8 protein-coding genes, 1 tRNA gene and 1 pseudogene are annotated in these 20,656 nt (G+C 59.4%); 2 read left to right on the top strand and 8 right to left on the bottom strand.

Annotated features, from left to right (window positions below):
• Positions 1-192: 192 nt before the first annotated feature.
• Together ACVJ6E_RS14365 and ACVJ6E_RS14360 are read right to left on the bottom strand one after the other, a co-directional pair.
• On the bottom strand, positions 193-4,917 hold the full coding sequence (locus ACVJ6E_RS14365) for an ATP-binding protein (RefSeq protein WP_120269494.1): 4,725 nt from the start codon (positions 4,915-4,917) through the stop codon (positions 193-195).
• Between the two features lie 269 nt (positions 4,918-5,186).
• Positions 5,187-6,313 (bottom strand): annotated as a pseudogene (locus ACVJ6E_RS14360) (IS3 family transposase).
• A gap of 215 nt (positions 6,314-6,528) precedes the next feature.
• Here ACVJ6E_RS14360 and ACVJ6E_RS14355 point away from each other — a divergent pair.
• Positions 6,529-10,602 carry an enoyl-CoA hydratase/isomerase family protein gene (locus tag ACVJ6E_RS14355; protein ID WP_147421880.1) on the top strand — a complete coding sequence of 1,358 codons (4,074 nt, stop codon included), beginning with the start codon at positions 6,529-6,531 and terminating at the stop codon, positions 10,600-10,602.
• Positions 10,603-10,701: 99 nt separating this feature from the next.
• Here ACVJ6E_RS14355 and ACVJ6E_RS14350 read toward each other — a convergent pair.
• Positions 10,702-10,778 (bottom strand) — tRNA-Met (locus ACVJ6E_RS14350).
• A 343-nt stretch (positions 10,779-11,121) separates the two neighbouring features.
• Between ACVJ6E_RS14350 and ACVJ6E_RS14345 the strand changes: the two genes are divergently transcribed.
• On the top strand, positions 11,122-12,870 hold the full coding sequence (locus tag ACVJ6E_RS14345) for a cyclic peptide export ABC transporter (RefSeq protein ID WP_120269496.1): 1,749 nt from the start codon (positions 11,122-11,124) through the stop codon (positions 12,868-12,870).
• A gap of 3 nt (positions 12,871-12,873) precedes the next feature.
• On the opposite strand, the gene ACVJ6E_RS14340 is transcribed toward ACVJ6E_RS14345, so the two are convergent.
• The 5 genes from ACVJ6E_RS14340 to ACVJ6E_RS14320 all read right to left on the bottom strand — a co-directional run bounded on the left by ACVJ6E_RS14340 (position 12,874) and on the right by ACVJ6E_RS14320 (position 20,400).
• A complete protein-coding gene (locus ACVJ6E_RS14340) occupies positions 12,874-15,318 on the bottom strand; it encodes a GcvT family protein (RefSeq protein ID WP_120269497.1) in 2,445 nt (814 codons plus the stop codon).
• A gap of 4 nt (positions 15,319-15,322) precedes the next feature.
• The gene (locus ACVJ6E_RS14335) at positions 15,323-16,225 is read right to left on the bottom strand and encodes a choline/ethanolamine kinase family protein (protein ID WP_120269498.1); all 903 of its coding nucleotides are present in this window, start codon (positions 16,223-16,225) and stop codon (positions 15,323-15,325) included.
• The gene (locus ACVJ6E_RS14330) at positions 16,222-18,288 is read right to left on the bottom strand and encodes an ABC transporter permease subunit (protein WP_208996734.1); all 2,067 of its coding nucleotides are present in this window, start codon (positions 18,286-18,288) and stop codon (positions 16,222-16,224) included. The genes ACVJ6E_RS14335 and ACVJ6E_RS14330 overlap by 4 nt, the downstream gene beginning before the upstream one ends.
• Positions 18,289-18,290: 2 nt before the next feature.
• A complete protein-coding gene (locus ACVJ6E_RS14325; protein WP_120269499.1) occupies positions 18,291-19,334 on the bottom strand; it encodes a glycine betaine/L-proline ABC transporter ATP-binding protein in 1,044 nt (347 codons plus the stop codon).
• A 148-nt stretch (positions 19,335-19,482) separates the two neighbouring features.
• Positions 19,483-20,400 (bottom strand): ABC transporter substrate-binding protein, encoded by a 918-nt coding sequence (locus ACVJ6E_RS14320; RefSeq protein WP_120269745.1) that lies wholly within the window; start codon positions 20,398-20,400, stop codon positions 19,483-19,485.
• Positions 20,401-20,656: the final 256 nt, after the last annotated feature.

The following is a 20,656-nucleotide window of genomic DNA, read 5'->3' as shown; positions in this document are numbered from 1 at the left end:
TCTTCGGAGTAGTACGGATACCCATCGCGAGCGACGCGACATGAGCCGTTAGTAGCAGGATGGACAAAGCCCCGCGCGCCAGCACTAATACTTCCGGGACGTCGGCCACCATATGCCCAGCGCCTCCTTTCCGCCGGCCTAGGTCGTTGCATCAATGTGTATTCACAGAGCTGTAATAAGCGCGTATAAATATCATCTTTCAGTCAAATCGAATATTCGTTCAACTCCATAAATTTCCAATCTAAGCATACTGTCTATTATATCCAGTATCTCAGCCCGCAATGGAGGATTACCCTCGGATACCGCATACTCCGTTTTTATTAAATCTTGCATTTGATGCAAATCCATTGATCTTCGACCTGCCGCGTTGCCGTTTTCGCCGATGTCTTCCATGAGAATCTTGGCGGCAGCGACCACGATATCGTCAACTTTGCATTCGGCGCGTTCAAGTGCATGGAAGAATCCATAAGATCCCGCTTCGAACGCGGGAGAACGAATGAAGTCATACGCAAGTTCACGATATCGGTCGAACTGGTCAGGCTTCACGTTTCTGAAGACATCGCCTGCGTGGCCCCTAACCTTCTCATCGTCGTCATTGAAGCTACGCCGCAAAATTGTTTCGGCTCGGTATCTGAATTCGGCATCCTCGATGGCGTGAGACGCAACATCAGCCATGAGGCAGCGATATACCACGCCGTCGTTAGCAAGTGCATCTGCTAAAGAACAGAACACTTCAGCTTGAAAGCTCTGCCAGAATACAAGCCATGCGGCGATCGCCCGGGCGTTAGGATCGCCTTGAACGATCAAACGATACAGTAACCGCCGTCCCGCATCTGGTACGAAGCGCAGGATGTACGGCAGCAACCGGACGCCATGATGTGTAACTAGTGGAGCCAACCAATAGCTCTCATCCGGACTGCCCGCAGAAGCAGAGCTTCGTCGAATGACTTTCTCAATGGCGTAGGCGATCCAAACGGAGGCCGCCTTTGCCAACCGAGGAAACCGCCGGGGTGGGAAAGCAGCTTTGACCCATGCCGCCTGAAAGTGGGAAGGTTGGTCCAAGGTTTCGGGATGTCCCGATATACGCTCCAGCAGTCTCGCACAGCGCGCTCTATCTGCATTGTAGAGCGCCAAGGCTACTCCAATAAGACAGCAACGAACACTGACCAAAGGCTCAACCGTGGCGCGCCTTTCAGCGACCGACCATGCCGCTTCAACAACTTCTGGCACGTGCCACAGAACGGTTCCCAACGCTTCTGCTGCCGCCCCGCGAGCGCCATTCACGCCACGAACATGCAGACGCCCTTCGCTGATCAGGTCTTCGATTGTTACGACCTCTCTCTCGGTATTCGACCTTTCAACGGCATCGGCCTCGTTGGCGTCTCCATTTTCTACGTACCAAACAAGGATCTCAAAAATCGCTGGATCAGCAGCCACTTCAGGGTTCTTCTCGATCAGACGAGCAATTTCGCTCCCATACGCTCGTTCTTCCCTTTCATGAACCGTCACAATTGCGCGCTTCAAGGCTTCAAGGCTCGCTCCCTCGGACTCCGCTAACCCCCCAAGCAAGTGGTTTACGTAGGCTTGATTAACCCCTGGGGGTATCTGCTCCAGGAAAGCTGAGAATCTTTGCGGTTGCTCCTTGGCTTGGTGTTGGAGTTCGCTGGCAAGCTGCCTGGCGCCCCCCTCCACAAATATACGGCCCCGACGGCGGTGATCGTCGTTATCGTATTTCAGCATTGCTGAAAGCCAATGTTCGTCGGTCATTCTTTCAGCTTTGTCTCGCTTTATTGGCGACTGAACCCAGCGAGCTTCAAAATGATCACGCTCCGGCAGCTTGTCCGTGCGAAACTTCCTTCGAAGTTGAGCAAGGGTCTTCCTCGCTAATGGCGATAGAGCTTCGTCTCCGATACTATCGAGAATGCACCAAAGCTCATGACCTGACCGGCTAAGGTAGTGTGTAGCTCCCGACCCGGTTCGCCACGGCTCTTCCTCGCCGTCAGCTTTGATGCGCTGCAGCAGCTTTGATGCAAAATCAAGTTCAGGCTTGTGTCCGGCTATCAAGTTATCAAATTTTGCAATTCCGTCTGCCTGCAGGTGCGGCAGCACGGCTCGCGCCGCAGACGCAAACGACTCCCAATCGGCCCCGTCCCAACCTGCGTCAAAAACATGTCTACAATCGAGAAGTTCGACAAACAGATCTTTTAGGGCATTTCCATTGACGGCGATCGTCTCAAGCCAGATATGAGTGCAAACTTCGTGCTTGTCGGGGTCGATCCTTTTCAACGTCTCGCGCGCCCTATCGGGAGACGCCAACGCAAGCTTTGCCAAAGCACCACGAAACATGTTCAGGAAGGCACCGGCTCCGAAATGGTGTCCGGACGCATAGCGCATCATAAATGAGTAATCGTTCGTGCCGTTCGAATTCTTCAACGCGATCAAATCTATAGATCGAATGAATGCTTCGATCGTTCCGTCAATGAAGACTTCCGGCGCCTTCTTCGCCAACTCGCCAAGCGAATGTACATCAAGGTCCCGGAACTCATCTCCTTCAAATGGATGCAGCCCCGGGTGAGCCTCGAACCAAGCTTCAAAATACGCCTTCAACACCTTTTCCGCGCCGTGAGGATTCTCACCCGCCCAGGTATGAAGCAACAAGTCTCGATTGTTTTGGCCTCGCCCTTCGAACATTCCGGGCGGATTTGAACGCGTAACGCGAGCACAGAGGTCAACCAGAGTATCGTCCGGCTTCTGCCGCTTAACAAAGCCGAACCAGTTGAGTAATTGCTTTGCTCGTTCGGGATCGCCCCCCCACCATTTGTCGAGAAGACCCGCGACTTCCACTGGTCGCTCAGATGCAACATTGGAAAGCCACCAAAGGACGGCACCGGCTCGCTCGGTGTTCGCATCGAGAAGCTGTTTCGGCACCCATCCATCTACTTGTAACCTGTCAAACCAACCAGGTGATGCGAAGACAGCATATCTGACCAACGCCGGGATTGGCCCCGTCGTCGTATCAACCAAGAGGACGATATCGCGCTCCTCCGGTGCAGGATCGTTCAGGGATCCCAGCCATTGTGCTGCCGCAACCTGAATGTGGTAACGGATTTTCGGGTTTCCTACCACGGAGCGGAGTTCACGGAGATACCGGGCATTATCCACCTGCCGCAGATTTTCTAGTATCTGGCGGACTTGCGTCCTCCGAAAGAGATGCTGCTCGGTTTGAAGCAGTAGCGCTTCCAGGGATATGTTCCTGCCCGCAAATGTAAGGGCATAGATGTAGTCGAAAAAGCTCTCGTGAAAGAAATTGACGTTACCACGGGATCGAACGAGCAGCCCTTCAGAAGGTAAAACGTTTAGGGCTCCGCCAAAGCTAGACAGCACTGTATCCGGCGCGTCTAATCGTTGCCGCTCACTCATCCACTCTGCTAGGCGTGACAGGGGCTCCAGAACATCCCATGATATCGCTCGATCTGTTCCGAGGGCCTTGCGTTTCTTTTCTAGCAGAAGACGAAACAACTCGTTGCGTGAGCTGAATGTGGGAGCGGAAGGATCGTATGTTTCGAAGAAAAGCGCCAGATTTAGAGGCAGCCGCAAGAGTTCGATCTGGCTGGGAGAAAACTGAGCAATGGCCACTGACTTTGACAATAAAAATGGCTTTACTGAGTTTTCCCAATCCAAAATCTGAACTTCAATATGCTCGACGCCATGAGCAGCCTTAAGAACCTTCAGTCGATCATCGTTTTCGAGATCAAAAGTACGGCAAGAAATAACAATAACTACATTCTCAGAATTCCTTACATCATCAACAAGCTTGAGAACTGCTTGCTTGATTGCGCCGTTTCGCCCCGAAATCTCGCTAATTGCGTCGACTTGATCTACGATGAGTACAGATTTCTGCCCAATCGAGACGCCCCTCAGTGTCGCAACCGGGCTTTCCTCGCGACCAGTAATTGCCTTGCCAAAAGCCTGCGGGCTCCTGCAATGCAAATAGTGGTCGACGCGAAACGCCAAGTGGGTTGTCGCAACTGATGACAGCTTTGCAATCAGCTCGCGAATGACACCGGACTTGCCAGCGCCGGCAACACCCGTGAGCAAGATGACCGCAGGGCCATTTGGATCGGCGATTCTGTCTGCGAGGCACTCGGCTTCTGGACGTATGAGAGTCTCACGCCCCGCGCCAAAGGGAATGTACGTATCAAGATATGCAGAAGTCTCGGCATGCAATCTTTGTGCCAGCGTCGGATCGAGGGCGTAGTCCTTAAGCTTTAGCTTTCCCTCCTTTTGGATATCTGCTCTCGCACTCTCAGTCGTTATTTCTCGATTAATCCGCTGAATCAAGAATTCTTGGAGGATTTCGAAGCTAGTTCGTAGTTTATTTTCAAAATAGAAATCACAGTACGTATCGAAAATGCTTTCTATAGAGCGCTGGCTCTCTACTCGAAAGCGGCAACGATTTAACCAGCTGAAAGCGGTTTTATCATCAATGTTCCACGAAAGCTTTAGTTCATCTAACTTCGCGCTGGCGCCCTTGCCCAAAGAATTGACGAACTCACCTTCATCCTTGGCAATTTCTGCCTTTCCGACAAGATCGGCGATATCTCTCGCGGGATGTTGTGAAACAAAGACACATAGATCGTCCTCCGTGGAGGAAAATCGCTGCTTGAACGCTTCGAGAACGCCTTCTCTCCTCAGTGCAGCTAGAGTCCAGTTTCCATTTGGATTATTTACTTTCGTTTGATGCCATTCGGTGATGCCATCACGAACTAATGAAAATTCAAATCCCTTGAAGGAGGGATCAATCCCCTCAAAGGTTAAGGCGGACGACTTGCCGCCAATGACGTCCAGCAACTGCAGAACGAGCCATTTCGCTTCATATCGATTGCCTAATTTGTCCGCGATCCCTCCGGAAAACATGCCAGCCCCGACTCGCCAGTTTGAACGCCAATACACTGACTGGTGGGCTCCGGTTCTTCAAGAAGAGCTTGATAGAAGCGCCCATCGGTCATCAGGCCCGGACGAGGTCTCCGTTGATCTACACCGCGAGATGTGCCAAATGTTCTGATGTCGGACACTGGGAAAGGAAGTGCGGACAATATTCGCAGAGAAGCCATAATTATTTGTGTTTAAACAACATGCCCATCGGAGAATTCTGAATAGCCCCGAGTTTGGTGGACGCCCTTGGGTTACATCTCCTGCTGCCGTTCGAACTCGACGGGTGATAGCATCCCGTTCCTGACGTGCTTGCGCTTCGGGTTGTAGAACATCTTGATGTAGTCGAACACGTCCTTCCTTGCCTCCTCGCGTGTTCGGTAGGTCCTGCGCCGTATCCTCTCACGCTTGAGGAGATTGAAGAAGCTCTCCGCCACGGCATTGTCATGGCAGTTGCCGCGACGGCTCATCGAGTGCTCAAGATTGTGCTGCTTCAGGAACGCCGCCCAGTCCATACTGGTGAATTGCGAGCCCTGATCGGAATGGACCAGGACGCTGTTCTTCGGCTTTCGACGCCACACCGCCATCAGCAATGCCTGCAGCACGACATCGGTGGTCAGCCGGCTCTGCAATGACCAGCCAATGACGCGGCGCGAGAACAGGTCGATCACCACGGCCAGATAGGCAAAGCCCTCCTGGGTCCTGATGTATGTGATGTCGGTCACCCACGCCCCTGTCCGGCGCATCGACATCGAACTGCCGGGCAAGGGTGTTGTCGACCACGGCCGACGGCTTGCCGCCATAGGAACCGGGCCGACGCTTGTAGCCAATCTGCGCCTTGACCCCGGCCAGCCTGGCGAGACGAGCGATGCGGTTGGGGCAACTGGTCTCTCCCTGATCGAGGAGGTCGTCATGCAGCTTGCGGTAGCCGTAGACCCTGCCGCTTTCCTTCCAGGCCTTGCTGAGAAGCGCGGTCTGGCGGACATCTTCCCAGGCCCGTTTGCTCAGCGGATTTTTCAGCCAGACATAGAAACCACTGGGCCGGATACGCAGGCAGCGACACATCGCCCGCACCGTGAACTGCTGGCGATGCTCGGCAACAAACGCGTATCTCACTTTGCATCCTTGGCGAAATACGCGGTGGCTTTTTTAAGATGTCGCGTTCCTCGGTGACGCGCGCCAGTTCCTTCTTCAGACGACGTATCTCTGCCGCCTGATCCCCATCGCTTCCCGATGGCTTAGAGAACTTCTTCTTCCACGCGTAGAGCGAGTGTTGGCTCACGTCCAGACGCTGCGACACCTCCGCAACCGGATAGCCCCGCTCGGTGATCTGCGCGACAGCATCGCGCTTGAACTCGTCACTGAAATTGCCGGTCCCCATCATGGCCTCCTTGCCTCAAAATTAGGGAAGAAGGCGTCCACAAATCTAGGGGCTATTCGGTCAAGTTGCTCGATAAACGCCAGTCAAATTTGGCGTCGCACAACCTCGCGCACGCCTAAATTAGGTCAAGGAAGAGTAGGCAAAGGTGTGATGTCGGTTGCGCGTGTCTCCGCAGCGCTCCAATATGGGTGATCGATTGCGGAAGCGACTCGTCTATGAACAAGCCAATAGCCCCAAAGGGTAATGAAAAACGCGAAGCAGTCGCCTCCCTGGGAGGGTACGTCTACCAAGTATATCAAGCCGCACTTGCGTGGCTTGAGCTCGACGAAAGTGAATTTCTTTTCTTGGAGGTAGCTGAAGACTTTGTGAAAGCCGCGCAGAATGCGCTGAACGCGGTCCAAGTCAAGGGCACGTCCAACGTCGTAACCATAAATTCAGACGATATAATTGCATCGATCGATAGCTTTGTGGAACTTCGAACAAGAAATCCACAACTAGCGATCAGACTGCGCCATCTGACCACGTCGCAGATCGGGAAAGAAAAATCCTCTAAGCATAGAATTGGCGACACTCCAACTCTAGAGGTTTGGCGCAGCATCTCGAGAACCGGTGATGTGTCTCCGCTGAGAGATATACTTCTCGCCTCGAAGCTGTCGCAACAAACAAAGAAATTTATCGTCTCTCTGAGGGACGTTGAATTTCGAGAAGACTTCCTGCGGCGCATTCATTTTGATTGTGGAGCGCTTGAGGTCAAATTCCTCAAGCAACAGCTGCATGCTAAAATAATCGGCTTGCTCCAAGCTCGTGGCGGAACTGCTTCGCAAGCGAGCGAATGCACAAGCAACATTCTAGTGCACCTGTTGGAGAAATCGACCCAACAGACAGATCGCTTTGTTGACCGTGCGACTCTCGAACACCTGCTCGAAGCAGCAACACATGTTCCTGTCAACCGAGCTCAGCTTGATGCTCAAAACGAACTGATCGCGAAAGCGCTAGCTGCGTCTATTCCAAAATCAACTGATTTGGTTTCGTCAAGGCTTGCCCGCCCACACCCCGTGGACGAGGTACCGCTTCCTGCCGCAATTGCACAACGAACGGCTCTGATATCCAGCATTGTTTCCTCCCTCGAAGAATGCGGAGTGAGTTGGATATTGGGAGCGGCTGGCGTCGGCAAAACAGTCGCTGCGCGATTGGCGGCTCTACGCGAAGGCGGAAATTGGGCGAGCGTTAACTTGCGAGGTCTGTCACCTGATCAAGTTAGCGACCTACTTTCAACTACGAGCAACCTCATTGCGGAGGAACACGATATTCATGGCCTTCTAGTAGATGACCTTGAATGCGCCTTTGAGCCTCATGTTGTAGACAAGTTCCTAAACTTATTATCGGTTTGCAACCGCCGAGATCTGCTTTTGCTGGTCACAGCGCCAAGGCCCGCACCATCGGACTTGCTATTTGTTGCCGACCTGCCAGCCAATATCGAAACGACGTTGGAAGATTTCACTGAGGAGGACGTGCAGGAGATACTAACGTCACTAGGGGTCGGAGGATCACATTGGGCTAAGTACATTCATTTGGTTTCCGGTGGGGGGCACCCACAACTCGCGATAGCAACAATACAGAGTATGCAGCGAGCAGGTTGGGATACAGACGAGTTTCGAACGCTCAACTCATTGATGGCCGGAAATCCTGAAATCGAGCAGGTCCGCGCCCAAACTCGACAACGGCTAATCAAGAGCTTGCCTGACGGTAGCAAACGACTCCTGGAACGCCTTTCCCTCACCACCGGCGGGTTCAAGCGTACACTCGTGCTTGACATCGCTCAGGTCGACCCCGTTGTGGTCGATGGTGGAATATTGTTTGATAGTTTGATTGGGTCTTGGATTGACCAGCAGGAAAAAGACCGATTTTCGCTGTCGCCTTTGCTTTCGAATTTTGCAGCCAGCTCACTCACAGACCAACAAAAGGAAACGATCAATTTTGAGATAGCCAACTCGCTGGTCAAGACCAGGAGCCTCGACCCGATAACAGCAAATTCTGCTCTTATGGCTGCGTGGGCAGGAAAAAACGAAGGCGTATTATTCAAGCTATGTATGTCAGTCGTGGGTTCCAATAACTCCGACCTAGAGATGATAGCCCCTTACCTCATGATACTCACACACATGAGGACCAACACCTTTGCCTACGACGATAATCCAGCTATCAGTCAAATATTCCGCGGAAGCCAACTACTTCTACTGTGTTACGACGAAAACGGCGCACAAACGTTTAGCGCAGCCTTGGAGTCGTACAGGAAAGAGGCTGATCGTGTTCTCCCGGAAAAATTGCAGGCTGGAATGGAACTAATCATCTATTCGAAGCTCTTACTTTCAGAGCCGGTTTTCGGACCGGTGCCGCGGTTTTTGAACATCCTGCAAGAATTAGATGCCCTTTTCGAGAATCAAGGCAAGAGCCTTCCGCAAGAGTTCTTTGAAGGAGCGACCCAATCCAGTGATGTTTCTACCAATATCAGCTTCATGTTTTTAAACCAAACTCGTCAAACAAAAAAGATCAGCGACCTGCTGTCAATTTTCGAGTCCCTTGATACCTGCACCGCCGAGTTCCGAGCGAAAATCTTCAAAAACTATGACGTTCCTGAACTTCCTATCGACATAGATATGCTCATATCCGGCGCGTGGCTAAAGGAGCATGACGCCAACACAATTGACCCAAGCGCACATTCATCCGCATACGCCCACATGGAAAAGCTCGCGAGTGGATGGGGACGGCAGGATCTTGCAGTTGCATGCAGAAAGTACCAAGCAATAATCCTCGATGAGTACGGCAACGACAAAGACGCTGCATTGTCTGTTCTCAATGAAGGACTAATTACCTATGGCCTTACTAACTCAGAGCTCATTCGTGCGAAGGCAAAGGTTCTTTATCGGGCGAACGATCATCAGGCCAGCTTGGAATTGTCCACGACACTGATCGAGGGCGACGCGCCGCTCAGTGAAACCGAAAAGGCCTTTCTGGGCAGGGAAGCTGCTATTAGTGCAGAGAGACAAGGCGACTTCGAAACAGCAAGACGCTTCTATTTGTATGGAGCAGATGCTGCAGAGGCGTGTGGTGTGCCAGACATGATACCCATGCACATTGGCCTCCTCGCAGATGCAGCTCTAGCTAGTTGGCACGCAGGCGATCGAGAAACTTGTTTGCGTGAGATGGCGGTCGTGTTGGAAAAGCTTCCGACGCTAGACCCGGAAAGCTCTCTCAGAGCTGTGCATTGTCATGCGGTCTCTAGGCACATACTTCTTTGGATTGATCAAGAAGCCACTGGTGAAGTGCGTTACATTGCCAACGACGAAACTCCACGAATTTATCCTGGCCTAGTCAGCAACCCAGAACCGCACCCGGACATCGGCGAGCGCTTTTTGCCTACTCTGGAACTATCTTGGTACATGCTCGCTCAAATAGAAAATCACTGCTTGCTGGACGTCGGCATCACAAAAGGAATGGACGCACATCTTCCCAATGGGCCGGTGCGAGAGGGGCTAATCCTCCTGACGCAAGGGAAGATGTATAGGGCCTTTCACCAGAGAGACGTCGATTTGTTCGTCTCAACGCTTGCAGACACGGTTGCTGAATTTGCGCTCATGAGCAAACTTGGTGGAAAGGAAAAAGGTTTTAACGTCGAGAACGTTACATTTGGAAACTTTCCATTACCAACCGCCGAAGAAATGAGCGACCTAATCACGTTGGCAGAACAACAAATACTTTCCTTTGCAGCTACATGCTTTCTAGGCAATGACGCCGCGAGCTACGACAGATTGATGACCGCTTTGGTTTCTCCAGAAGGATTTAGAAGGCGGGGCGAACTCGTTGAATGCTTGGCGGGCAAAGCCAATGAAACTGATTACTACACGCGCTATGCAAGCCTTCTTTCTCTTGGGCGCAAGACCCTCGACGAAACTTCGCCGCTCGCTCCGCGTGAAGTGTTTGAATTGACGATGAAGCTAGTTGAGACAGGCAAGCTGGCGGGCCGAAATCGTCTTCTGTCAAAACAAGCTCTGATTTGGTTGAGGGAGAGGTGGAGCTTCATTTTGGAGAAGCAGAGATTTCTTCTGCGACAGCCGTCGCTCTATGAACGAAATATATCGGATGTGTGGGGGCAGGATGAGCCGAATGAAACGGCGAAGCTACTGGTCATACTCCTTGCAACCTTGCCGACACTCGGCATCTCAAATCAAAGCGAGATAAAACTGGCCATCGACGGCATGCTAAAGGCTGAGCGTCAATCCATCGCATCCTAGCCCACAACTGCTGCAACCCAGAATGCAACCCCGGGCGCTCCGCGCGTGAGCGCACCCACAGAGCAAAGGACCCAACCAACTGCAATACAAAGAAAATTTTGGTAGCGGAGGAGGGACTCGAACCCCCGACACGCGGATTATGATTCCGCTGCTCTAACCAACTGAGCTACTCCGCCAGACCGGCAGCGGGCAGCTGAGGCCCGCGCGAGTGAGCCCGCATATAGTCGGCGCCGCGGCCGCCTGTCAAGAGAGGAGCGGCAGGTTAGACACGCTTCTCCCCACTCGCAGTTTCACGCAGCACCAAAGGGCCGTGGCGCAGGCTGCCAGGGGCTTCTTTCCGCAAGCGGATCGCCGCCTGTCACAGGCGGTTGCCGCGAGGAGCCTGCCCGGCGCAACTGCGTTTCCCTCTTCTCCGAATTGCGTTAGAGCAGGGTGCGCGACGACAGCCGGACGGCGCACGGTGCGGGCCTTGCAGCCGGCAGGACCCCAAACCGGCAACGAGTAGGCAAGACGGACGAGATGGCGGGGCAGAACGAAAGCGCGGCGGGCAGCAGCGACCAGGGTAACAGCGGGCTCGGTTCCCTCTTCGCGTTTTTGATCCGCGATGGCAACCTGATGCGCTCGCCCGTGCTGGCCTATGCCGTGCTGGCCAGCGTCACCCGCTCCGGCATGATCTACGCCATCAACACGCTGGCGGGCGCTGCGGCCATCGCCACCGGCGACGTGCTGTTGCTGCTGGCCGCCATCGCGTCGACCCTGACCTTCTCGCATCTGGCGCGCGTCGCCAGCTTTCGCCTCGTCGAGACCACCAAACGGCGGCTGCGCACCGAGTTGAGCCGGCGGCTGCTGGATGCGCGTGCCGACTTTCTCTCCCGCCGCGACCACGGCAAGGTCTATTCCATCGTCACCCATGAGGTGAACCAGATCTCCTATGCGTCGGTGAACTTCATCCAGTCGCTGGAAGCCGCGCTGGTGATCGCCTTCTGCATTCCCTACATCTTCTATCTGTCGTGGCCGAGCGGCGTCGCGACGCTGGGCGCCGTCGTGATCGGCGCCATCGGCTACCTGCTGGCGCAAACGCCGGCGCAGGCGAGCGCGGAGCGCGCCTCGCGGACGGAGTGGACCTTCTTCGACCGGGTCAACGACGTGCTGCGCGGCTACAAGGAGCTGCGGTTGCGGCGCGCCCGGCGCGACGGGCTGCAGGCCGACATCGTCGATGCGGCGAGCCGCGAACGCGAGCTGAAGGTCACCGCAGAGCGCTTTTTCAGTCTCGGCCAGACGGTCGCCCAGGGCGCGATGATGGGCCTCCTGTGCCTCATCGTCGTCGGCCTGCCGCTGTTCGCCGGCACACCGACCGAAACGGTCCTGCAGGTGCTGACCGTCGTCCTGCTGACCTACGGGCCGGTGGAAACGGTGATGGGCAATCTCGCCTCCTTCTCGCGCGCCGCCGTCGCCCGCAGGCTGATCGCCGGGCTGGAAAAGGACTTGATCGCCGAGGCCGAGACCGACGCCCCGACGACAGGACCTGCCGCTCCCCCTGCCCGCTTCTCGCGGATCGAGCTGCGCGGCGTGACGGCGACCCTTTCGGAGGCACCGCCCGAAGGAGTGAACGCGGCCGCACCGGCCGACGACGAACGCTTTACCGTCGGCCCGCTCGACCTCGTGCTGGAACCCGGCGAAGTGGTGTTCATCAGCGGTGGCAACGGCGCTGGAAAGTCGACCCTGATCTCGCTGCTGACCGGCCTGCGCCGGCCCGAAGGCGGCGAAATCCTGCTCGACGGGAAGCTGGTGACCCCGGCGAACCTTCAGGACTATCGCGACCTGTTCAGCGCGGTCTTCAGCGAGTTCCACCTCTTCTCACAGCTCTACGGGCTGGACGAGGCCGAACAGGCAAAGGTTCCCCCGCATCTCGCAGAGCTCGACCTTGCCCACCGCGTCCGCATCGAGAATGGCGCCTTCTCGACCCTGGCGCTGTCGACCGGTCAGAAGCGACGGCTTGCCCTCTCCGTGGCCCTCGCCGAGGCACGGCCGATCATCGTGCTGGACGAATTCGCCGCCGACCAGGATCCCGTCCGCCGCAAGCTTTTCTACGACGTGCTGGTGCCGCAGATGGCAAGAGACGGCCATCTGGTCATCGCGGTGACCCACGACGAGCACTGTTTCGACAAGTGCGACCGGCTGATCCGCATGGAAGCCGGCCGGATCCTTGCCGACACCCGCCAACCGGGGGCGGCACACGCGATGGCGGATGCCGCGTCCGGCGCCTGATCCTCAGGCCTTCACGCGGGCATTCTGCGGATCGTAGAGAGACCCGAGTTCAATCCGAGCCGGAACCCGCTCATTGGCGACGACGAGCTCGTAATTGCCGGCGCGCAGGTAAGCTTCGTTCACACCACCCGCACGGCGCACATAGCCGTAGCCGATCGGCCGGTCCACCGTGTAGCCGTAGCCGCCGCTGGACAGGTAGCCGGCAAACTCGCCATCGCGCAGGATCGTCTCGCGGCCGAGCAGCACCACGCTCTGGTCCTCCACCGTGAAGCAGGCGAGCTGCTTGCGCAGCGGCGCGCCCGCGATCCGCTCAGAAGCCTCCCGGCCGAGGAACGGCAGGCCGGAGCGCAGCTTCACCGCCCAGCCGAGACCGGCCTCGAACGGGCTGTCGTTCGGCGTAATGTCCGCGCCCCAGGCACGATAGCCCTTTTCCAGGCGCAGGGATTCGATGGCGCGGTAGCCGGCCGGACGGATGCCGTACGAGGCGCCCGCCTCCATCAGGGCATCGAACACCGCGCCCGTGGCGGCGATCGGCACGTGCAGTTCCCAGCCGAGTTCTCCGACATAGGTGACGCGCAGGGCCCGCACCGGATGCCCGGCGATCTCGATCACACGCACATGGCCGAAGGGGAACGCCTCGCCAGAAACGTCCGCGCCCGGCGCAACCGTGGCAAGCACGTCGCGCGCCTTCGGCCCCATCAGCGACAGCGTGCCGAACTCCTCGGTCACGTCGACGAGGGTCGCATTGGAGCCCGCACGCAGGTGCTCGGCGATCCAGCTTCCGTCATGAGTGCGGAAGCCGGTGCCGGTGACGATGTAGAACAGATCGTCGGCAAGGCGCGCGACGGTCAGGTCGCACTCGATGCCGCCGCGGCTGTTGAGCAGCTGGGTATAGGTCAACCGGCCGGCCGGCTTGCCGACCTTGTTGGCGCAGATGAACTCCAGCTGCTCCGCCGCATCCGGCCCACGCAGCTCGAACTTGGCGAAGGACGACTGGTCGAACAGGCCGACGGCCTCGCGCACGGCCCGGTGCTCCTCGCCGACTGCGTCGAACCAGTTCTGCCTGCCCATGGAATAGACGTCTCGCGGCTCGTCCTGGGCACGCGCGAACCAGTTCGGCCGCTCCCAGCCGAGCTTGGAGCCGAACACCGCCCCGCGCGCCTTGAGCCGCTCATAGAGCGGCGAGACGATGCGCGGCCGGCCGCTCGCATATTCCTCATGCGGGAAGACGATGGTGTAGTGCTTGCCATAGGCCTCCAGCGTGCGCTCGCAGACCCAGTCACGGTCGCTGTGAAGGCCGGAGAAGCGGCGGATATCGACGCTCCAAAGGTCCAGCGGCGCCTCGCCCTTCATCACCCATTCGGCCAGAACCCAGCCGGCGCCGCCGCCCGAAGCGATGCCGAAGGCATTGAAGCCCGCGCCGACATACATGTTCGCGCATTCGGGAGCCGCGCCGAGGATGAAATTGCCGTCCGGCGTGAAGCTCTCCGGCCCGTTGATCATCTGCTTGACGCCGGTCTGCTCCAGCGCGGGAACGCGATGGATCGAGTTGACCAGATGCTGCTCGAAATGGTCCCAGTCATCCTCGAACAGCTGGAACTGGAAATCGTCCGGCACATCGCCCGTGGTCCAGGCGATGGGGTCCGGCTCATACCCGCCGAGCGCCAGGCCGCCGACCTCCTCCTTGAAATAGGTGCGCCGGTCCGGGTCGCGCACCGTCGGGGTGTTGGAGGTGATGCCCTTGATCGGCTCGGTGATGATGTACTGGTGCTTGACCGGCTGCAGCGGCACGTTGACGCCCGCCATGGCGCCGACCTGCCGCGCCCACTGGCCGGCGCAGTTGACCACCGTGTCGCAGGCGATGCGCCCCTGCGTCGTCTCCACATGGGTGATGCGCGCCCCGTCCATGACGAAGCCGGTGACCCGGATGCCCTCGACGATCCAAACCCCGTGCATGCGCGCGCCCTTGGCCAGCGACTGGGTGATGTCGGATGGGCTGGCCTGCCCGTCGGTCGGCAGGAAGGTCGCCCCCACCAGGTCGTCGACGCGCATCAATGGCCACATCGCCTTCACCTCGTCGGGCGAGAGCAGATGCATCTCCATGCCGAAGCTGCGCGCGGTGGTGGCAAGGCGCCGATACTCGGTCCACCGGTCCTCGTTGCAGGCGAGCCGCAGGCAGCCGGTCATCCGCCAGCCGGTCTCCAGACCCGTCTCGGCATCGAGCCGCTTGTAGAGGTCGACGGAGTATTTCAGCACCTGGGTGATCGAGGCGGAGGAGCGCAGCTGGCCGACCAGCCCGGCCGCGTGCCAGGTCGAGCCGCTGGTGAGCTTGCCCTGTTCAAGCAGCAGCACATCGGCCTTGTGGTCGCGCGCCAGATGATAGGCGGTCGAACAGCCGATGATGCCGCCACCGATGACGACGATCTGGGCCTGCTGTGGAAGCGACATGGAACTAACCCTTTCCGAAACGGAGGCGGTAGCTGGCAAGCGCCGCCTCGAAGGCGGCGAGCGTTTCTGCGGTGTAGGCGACGTAGTCGACGCCCGGCGCGTCGAGATGCAGTTCGGAGACGAGACTCCAGAGGGTCTCGCGCAACAGCGAGGCGACCTGCATCGCCGCATGAGCATGCAGGAAGGCCTCATCCGCCGGCGCGTCGAGATAGGCCGCCAGCAGGTCTTCGGTCTCCAGCTGCGAGAAGCCCGCGTTGGAGGCGATGCCGGCAAGGTCGAACATCGCCGTGCCGAAGCCGGCATATTCGAAGTCGATCAGCCACAGACGATTGCCGTCGTCGATGAAGTTCGCGGGCAGCAGGTCGTGATGACCGAAGACGATGGGCAGCGCCACCTGCGCCTCCTCCATCTCCTGCGCTACAGTGAGGAATTCCGGCAAGCGGCCCGCCATGCGCGAGTTGCCGGCGACCAGCGTGCGGGCATAGTCGCGGATGACGTGGAAGACCCAGAAGATGAAGCCGGGCCCGCTGACCCGTGCGCCCATGCCGGTGTGGAAGCGCCGGATGAGCGCCGCGACATCGGCCCGCCGGGCACGGACGTCTTCAGGCCCGAAGGTGTGCCCGTCGATGAAGCGGGAGACCATGATCCCGGGCTCCGCATGCACCAGCTCCGGTGCAAGGCCGAGATCGACAGCGGCCCGGGTCACCATCGTCTCTCGCGCCCGCTCCACGTGATGGAACGGAAAGTCCTGGCCGAGGCGCACCACGAAGGCCCCTTCGCGATCGCGAACGCGAAAGCTGGCATTGGAGAGCCCGCCATGCAGCGGCTCGATCTCGATGGGGCCAGACCAGACCGGCAGGGCGGCGATCCTGTCACGCGTCGGGGCGGTGCCGGGCGCATCGCTCATGAGCGTCCTCCTGCAGTGTCGTCGAGGCCGAGCCGTTGCCGGCTGCGCTCTGCGGCAGCGGCGATCAGCCGGTCGGCGATGATGGCGATGAAGGCGACGGCAAGACCGGCCACGAGACCGCGCCCGGTATCGGCCTTGGTGAGCGCGATATAGACCTCCTGGCCAAGGTCCCGCGTGCCGACAAGAGCGGTGATCACCAGCATCGACAGCGCCAGCATGATGGTCTGGTTGATGCCGAGCAGGATCTCCGGCAGGGCGAGCCGCAGGCGGATCTTGGTCATCAGCTGCCACGGCGTCGCCCCCGCGACGAGCCCCGCCTCGACCAGTTGCGGGTTCACCTGGCGCAGCCCGTGCGCGGTGTAGCGGATGGCCGGCGCCACCGCATAGGCAACGACCGCGATCATGGCCGTGAAGTCGCCAACGCGGAACAGCATCACCGCCGGCATCAGGTAGACGAAGGACGGCAGCGTCTGCAGCGTGTCGATGACCAGTTCCACGCCCTTCCACAACCGCTCGCGCGTGGAAGCGAGAATGCCGACGGGAATGCCGATCATGCAGGCGATGACGACGGAGATGCCGCACAGATAAACGGTCACCATCGCCTTTTCCCACTGGCCGGTGAAGGCGATCAGCGAGGCGAGCACACAGACCAGAAGCGCCAGCCGCCAGCCGCCGAGCCGCCAGCCGAGCAGGCCCAGCAGCCCGGTGACGCCAAGCCACGGCAGGCCGGCGAGGAACCGCTTCACCGGAACCAGGATGTTGAGCAGCAGCGCGTTCTTCACCGCCTCGATCTGGTCGAAGAAGTTGACGTTGATCCAGCCGACGATGTCGCTGCCGACCGAGCCGGTGGAGAGCTGCAGGGCCTTGGGATAGGCCTGGATAGGCGCCGCGACGAGGCCGGCAAGGGCCGTGATCAGCACCAGCAGACAACCGGCAACCGTATAGGGGTGGCGCGCAAGCAGCCCCTTTCGCTGCGCGCCTTCCGCCTCGTGCTCGGGACGGCGGCCGGCAAAAGCCTGGCTCAGCCTGTCGAGTGCGATGGCGAGTGCGACGATGGCAAGGCCCGCCTCGATGCCGGCACCTATGTCGAGCCGCCTCAGGGCCGCCAGCACGTCGAAGCCGAGCCCGCCCGCGCCGATCATCGAGGCGATGATGACCATGTTGAGCGACAGCATGATCACCTGGTTGACGCCGACCATCAGCCCAGGCCGCGCACTCGGCACCAGAATGCGCCAGGTCATCTGCCGCCGCGAGCAGCCGGTCATCCGCCCGAGTTCATGCGCCTCTTCCGGCACGGCGCGCAGGGCCAGCAGGCTGATGCGGGTCATCGGCGGCAGGGCATAGATGATCGTCGCGACGATGGCCGCCGTCGGGCCGAAGCCGAACAGAAACAGGATCGGCACCAGATAGGCGAAGACCGGCACGGTCTGCATCAGGTCGAGCACCGGCCGCAAGGCCTTGTCGAACACCCGCCAGCGGAAGGCGGCGAGGCCCAGCAGCAGCCCGCCGACGACCCCGACCGGCACGGCGATCAGGATGGAGGCGAGCGTCACCATCGCGCTGGTCCACTGGCCGAATATCGCCAGGAAGGCGAAACAGCCGCCGACGAGGAGAGCGAGCCGGCGCCCGCCGGCATAGTGGCCCATCAGCATCGCGATGCCGGTGACCGCGATCCAGGACAGCGGCGGCAGAAGCTGCACGGCGGCGCTGCCTCGCCCATCGAGAATGCCGGTTGACAGCAGACCGAGGACAAAACGGTAAGGCGCCTCGACCATTGCGGCGAGGAAGCGGGTAAAATCGGTGAAGGTGAAGAGGCCGAAGCTCGCATCCTCGACCAGCCAGCGCATCGCCGCGCCGATCCAGCGCTGCAGCGGAATGCGCCAGCCGCGCGGTATGTCGAAGGCCCAGCCGGCATAGGGCTCGCCGAACTGCCAGAGCAGGACGAAGGCGACCAGGCCGATGCCCCAGACCATCTGCCAGCGGCGGCGGATCTCCCGGCTGCCGGAACCGGCGGGGGCGACAGGCGCGGCTGGCGAGCGTGCGATGCTGGCGGCCTCGCTCATGCTCAGCCCTGCATCATCACGGTGACGACCGCATCACGGGTCAGGCGCCCGAGCACCCGTCCGTCGCGCGCACGCACGCCTATTTCCTGCAAGCCGCCGGCAAAGAGCGAGGCGGTATCGGCAATGGGCGCGCCCTCCTCGACCGTCGGCGCATCTGTCGGGGCAACGCCTGCCTCTATCAGGCTGCCGACGCGGACGACCTTCGCCCGCGCCACCCCACGGGTGAACTCAGCGACATAATCGTCCGCCGGCCGCAGCACCAGATCCTCCGGTGTACCGACCTGCACCACGGCGCCGTCCTTCATGATGGCGATGCGGTCGGCCAGGCGGATCGCCTCGTCGAAATCGTGGGTGATGAAGACGATAGTCTTGCGCAGCACCGACTGCAGGCGGATGAACTCGTCCTGCATCTCGCGCCGGATCAGCGGATCGAGCGCGGAGAACGGTTCGTCGAGGAACCACAGTTCCGGCTCCACCGCGAGCGAACGGGCAATGCCCACCCGCTGCTGCTGGCCGCCGGACAGCTCGCGCGGGAAGAAGCCCTCGCGCCCTTCCAGTCCCACCAGCGAAATCATCTGCCGGGCCCGCGCCTCGCGCTCCGCACGCCCCACGCCTTGCACCTCTAGCGGGAAGGCGACATTGCCCAGCACGGACAGATGCGGCAGCAGCGCGAAGTGCTGGAACACCATGCCCATGTGGTGGCGGCGGATCTCGATCATCCGCTTCGGACTGGCGGCGAGCAGGTTCTCGCCGTTGAACAGGATCTCGCCATGGGTCGGCTCGACCAGCCGCGACAGGCAGCGCACCAGCGTCGACTTGCCGGAGCCGGACAGCCCCATGATCACGAAGATCTCGCCCTCACGGACACCGAGATTGACGTTGCGCACCGCGCCGACCAGTCCGGCCTGCGCCAACCGGCCGCTGTCCGCGGCCTCAGGGCGGTCGATCGGGTAGCCTTCGGCACCGGCGCCGAACAGCTTCCAGACCGAGCGGCATTCGAGCTTTGTCACGGATGGCGCGGCTGCGGGCGCTGCGCCCTGCTGCATTGAAGTGGTCACGGGTGGAAAGCCTCGGCTTGCGTGTCCCGCCCTCGACTGCCCGCCGCAGAAAGCTCTGGCGGATCCGCGTCAGGGCGAAAAGAGGCTGCCGCCGCCCCGGGGACGGAAGACGGCGACAGCCAGTCGGGCAAGGGTATTACTTGATCCACTCCGACCAGCGGCCGGTATTGGCTTCCATCCAGGCGGCAACCACGTCCTCGACGCTCTGTCCGTCGAGGTCGACCTTGGTGATCATCCCGCCCATCTCGTCATTGTCGACGGAGAAGGCCGAGATCGCCTTGTGCGCGCCGGGCCACTTCTCCTTCACGCCCGACCAGGCGACCTTCCAGATCGGCCCGCGCGGCTTGCCGCAATCATAGGCCATGTCCGGATTGGAGCCCCAGGCGGGATCCTCGTAGCAGGCCTTCTCGTAGGTCGGGAACTCGATCCACTCGCCCTCGTATTTCTGCGGCGCCCAGTGCGGGGCATAGACCCACAGGATGATCGGCGCCTTGCGCTGATAGGCCGATTCCAGCTCGGCGAAGAGCGCTGCATCCGTCCCGGCGTGAACCACCTCGAACGGCAGATCGAGCGCCTCGACACGCTCGTCGTCATAGCCGCCCCAGGTCACCGGAGCTCCCAGATACCGGCCCTTCGGCGCCGTCTCTGCGGTGGAGAAGGCCTCAGCGCAGGCATCGCTTTTCAGCGCTTCCCAGTTGGGCAGGCCCGGGCAGAGCTCCTTCATGTAGCTCGGGTACCACCACTCCTCGATGGCCAGCATGCCGCTGTCGCCGAGATTTTCGACCTGCCCGGTGGCGGTCGCCTCGTCCAGCGCATCGCGGCCGGTGGTCTCCCAGATCTCCATCGCCACATGCAGATCGCCGGTCTTCAGGCCGGCGAACTGGGCAATGTAGTCGGCCTGGACGTACTCGACGTTGTAGCCGGCCTTCTTCAGCACCTCGCCCATGATCTGCGTGGTGATCAGCTGGCCGGTCCAGTCGTGCAGGGTCAGGCGGATGGGGTCTGTGCTTTCCGCAGCTCGCACGGGCGTCCCTGCAAGGACGGTTGCGGCCATCAGGGCGGACAGGATCGCTGCCGCCGGGCGGACATGTGTCATGGCTGGTTCCCTCTGTATGCGCTCTGGAGGCAGCGCCCGCCCTTGTCGGATCTCTTCGGCGCCGTCACAGGATCGTCACCTCGACTGCCAAACCTGTCAATGGATTTGAGGGATAAAATTGGCAAATACGTCAATTGATGTGGCTTTTTGATATTGAATGACCGATATTGCCACAAAAGCCACACATTCAGCCAAATCAATCCACTGCGACCGG

It is taken from the genome of Stappia sp. G46H5W (assembly GCF_058448995.1).
The sequence above is the reverse complement of the archived record's forward strand: the minus strand, read 5'-3'. Positions and strand labels throughout refer to the sequence as shown.

Coding starts and splice junctions, on each gene's coding strand:
- ACVJ6E_RS14330 (WP_208996734.1), bottom strand. CDS start 18,288: ATGAGCGAGGCCGCCAGCATCGCACGCTCGCCAGCCGCGCCTGTCGCC.
- ACVJ6E_RS14325 (WP_120269499.1), bottom strand. CDS start 19,334: ATGCAGCAGGGCGCAGCGCCCGCAGCCGCGCCATCCGTGACAAAGCTC.
- ACVJ6E_RS14320 (WP_120269745.1), bottom strand. CDS start 20,400: ATGGCCGCAACCGTCCTTGCAGGGACGCCCGTGCGAGCTGCGGAAAGC.
- ACVJ6E_RS14340 (WP_120269497.1), bottom strand. CDS start 15,318: ATGTCGCTTCCACAGCAGGCCCAGATCGTCGTCATCGGTGGCGGCATC.
- ACVJ6E_RS14345 (WP_120269496.1), top strand. CDS start 11,122: ATGGCGGGGCAGAACGAAAGCGCGGCGGGCAGCAGCGACCAGGGTAAC.
- ACVJ6E_RS14335 (WP_120269498.1), bottom strand. CDS start 16,225: ATGAGCGATGCGCCCGGCACCGCCCCGACGCGTGACAGGATCGCCGCC.
- ACVJ6E_RS14355 (WP_147421880.1), top strand. CDS start 6,529: ATGAACAAGCCAATAGCCCCAAAGGGTAATGAAAAACGCGAAGCAGTC.
- ACVJ6E_RS14365 (WP_120269494.1), bottom strand. CDS start 4,917: ATGTTTTCCGGAGGGATCGCGGACAAATTAGGCAATCGATATGAAGCG.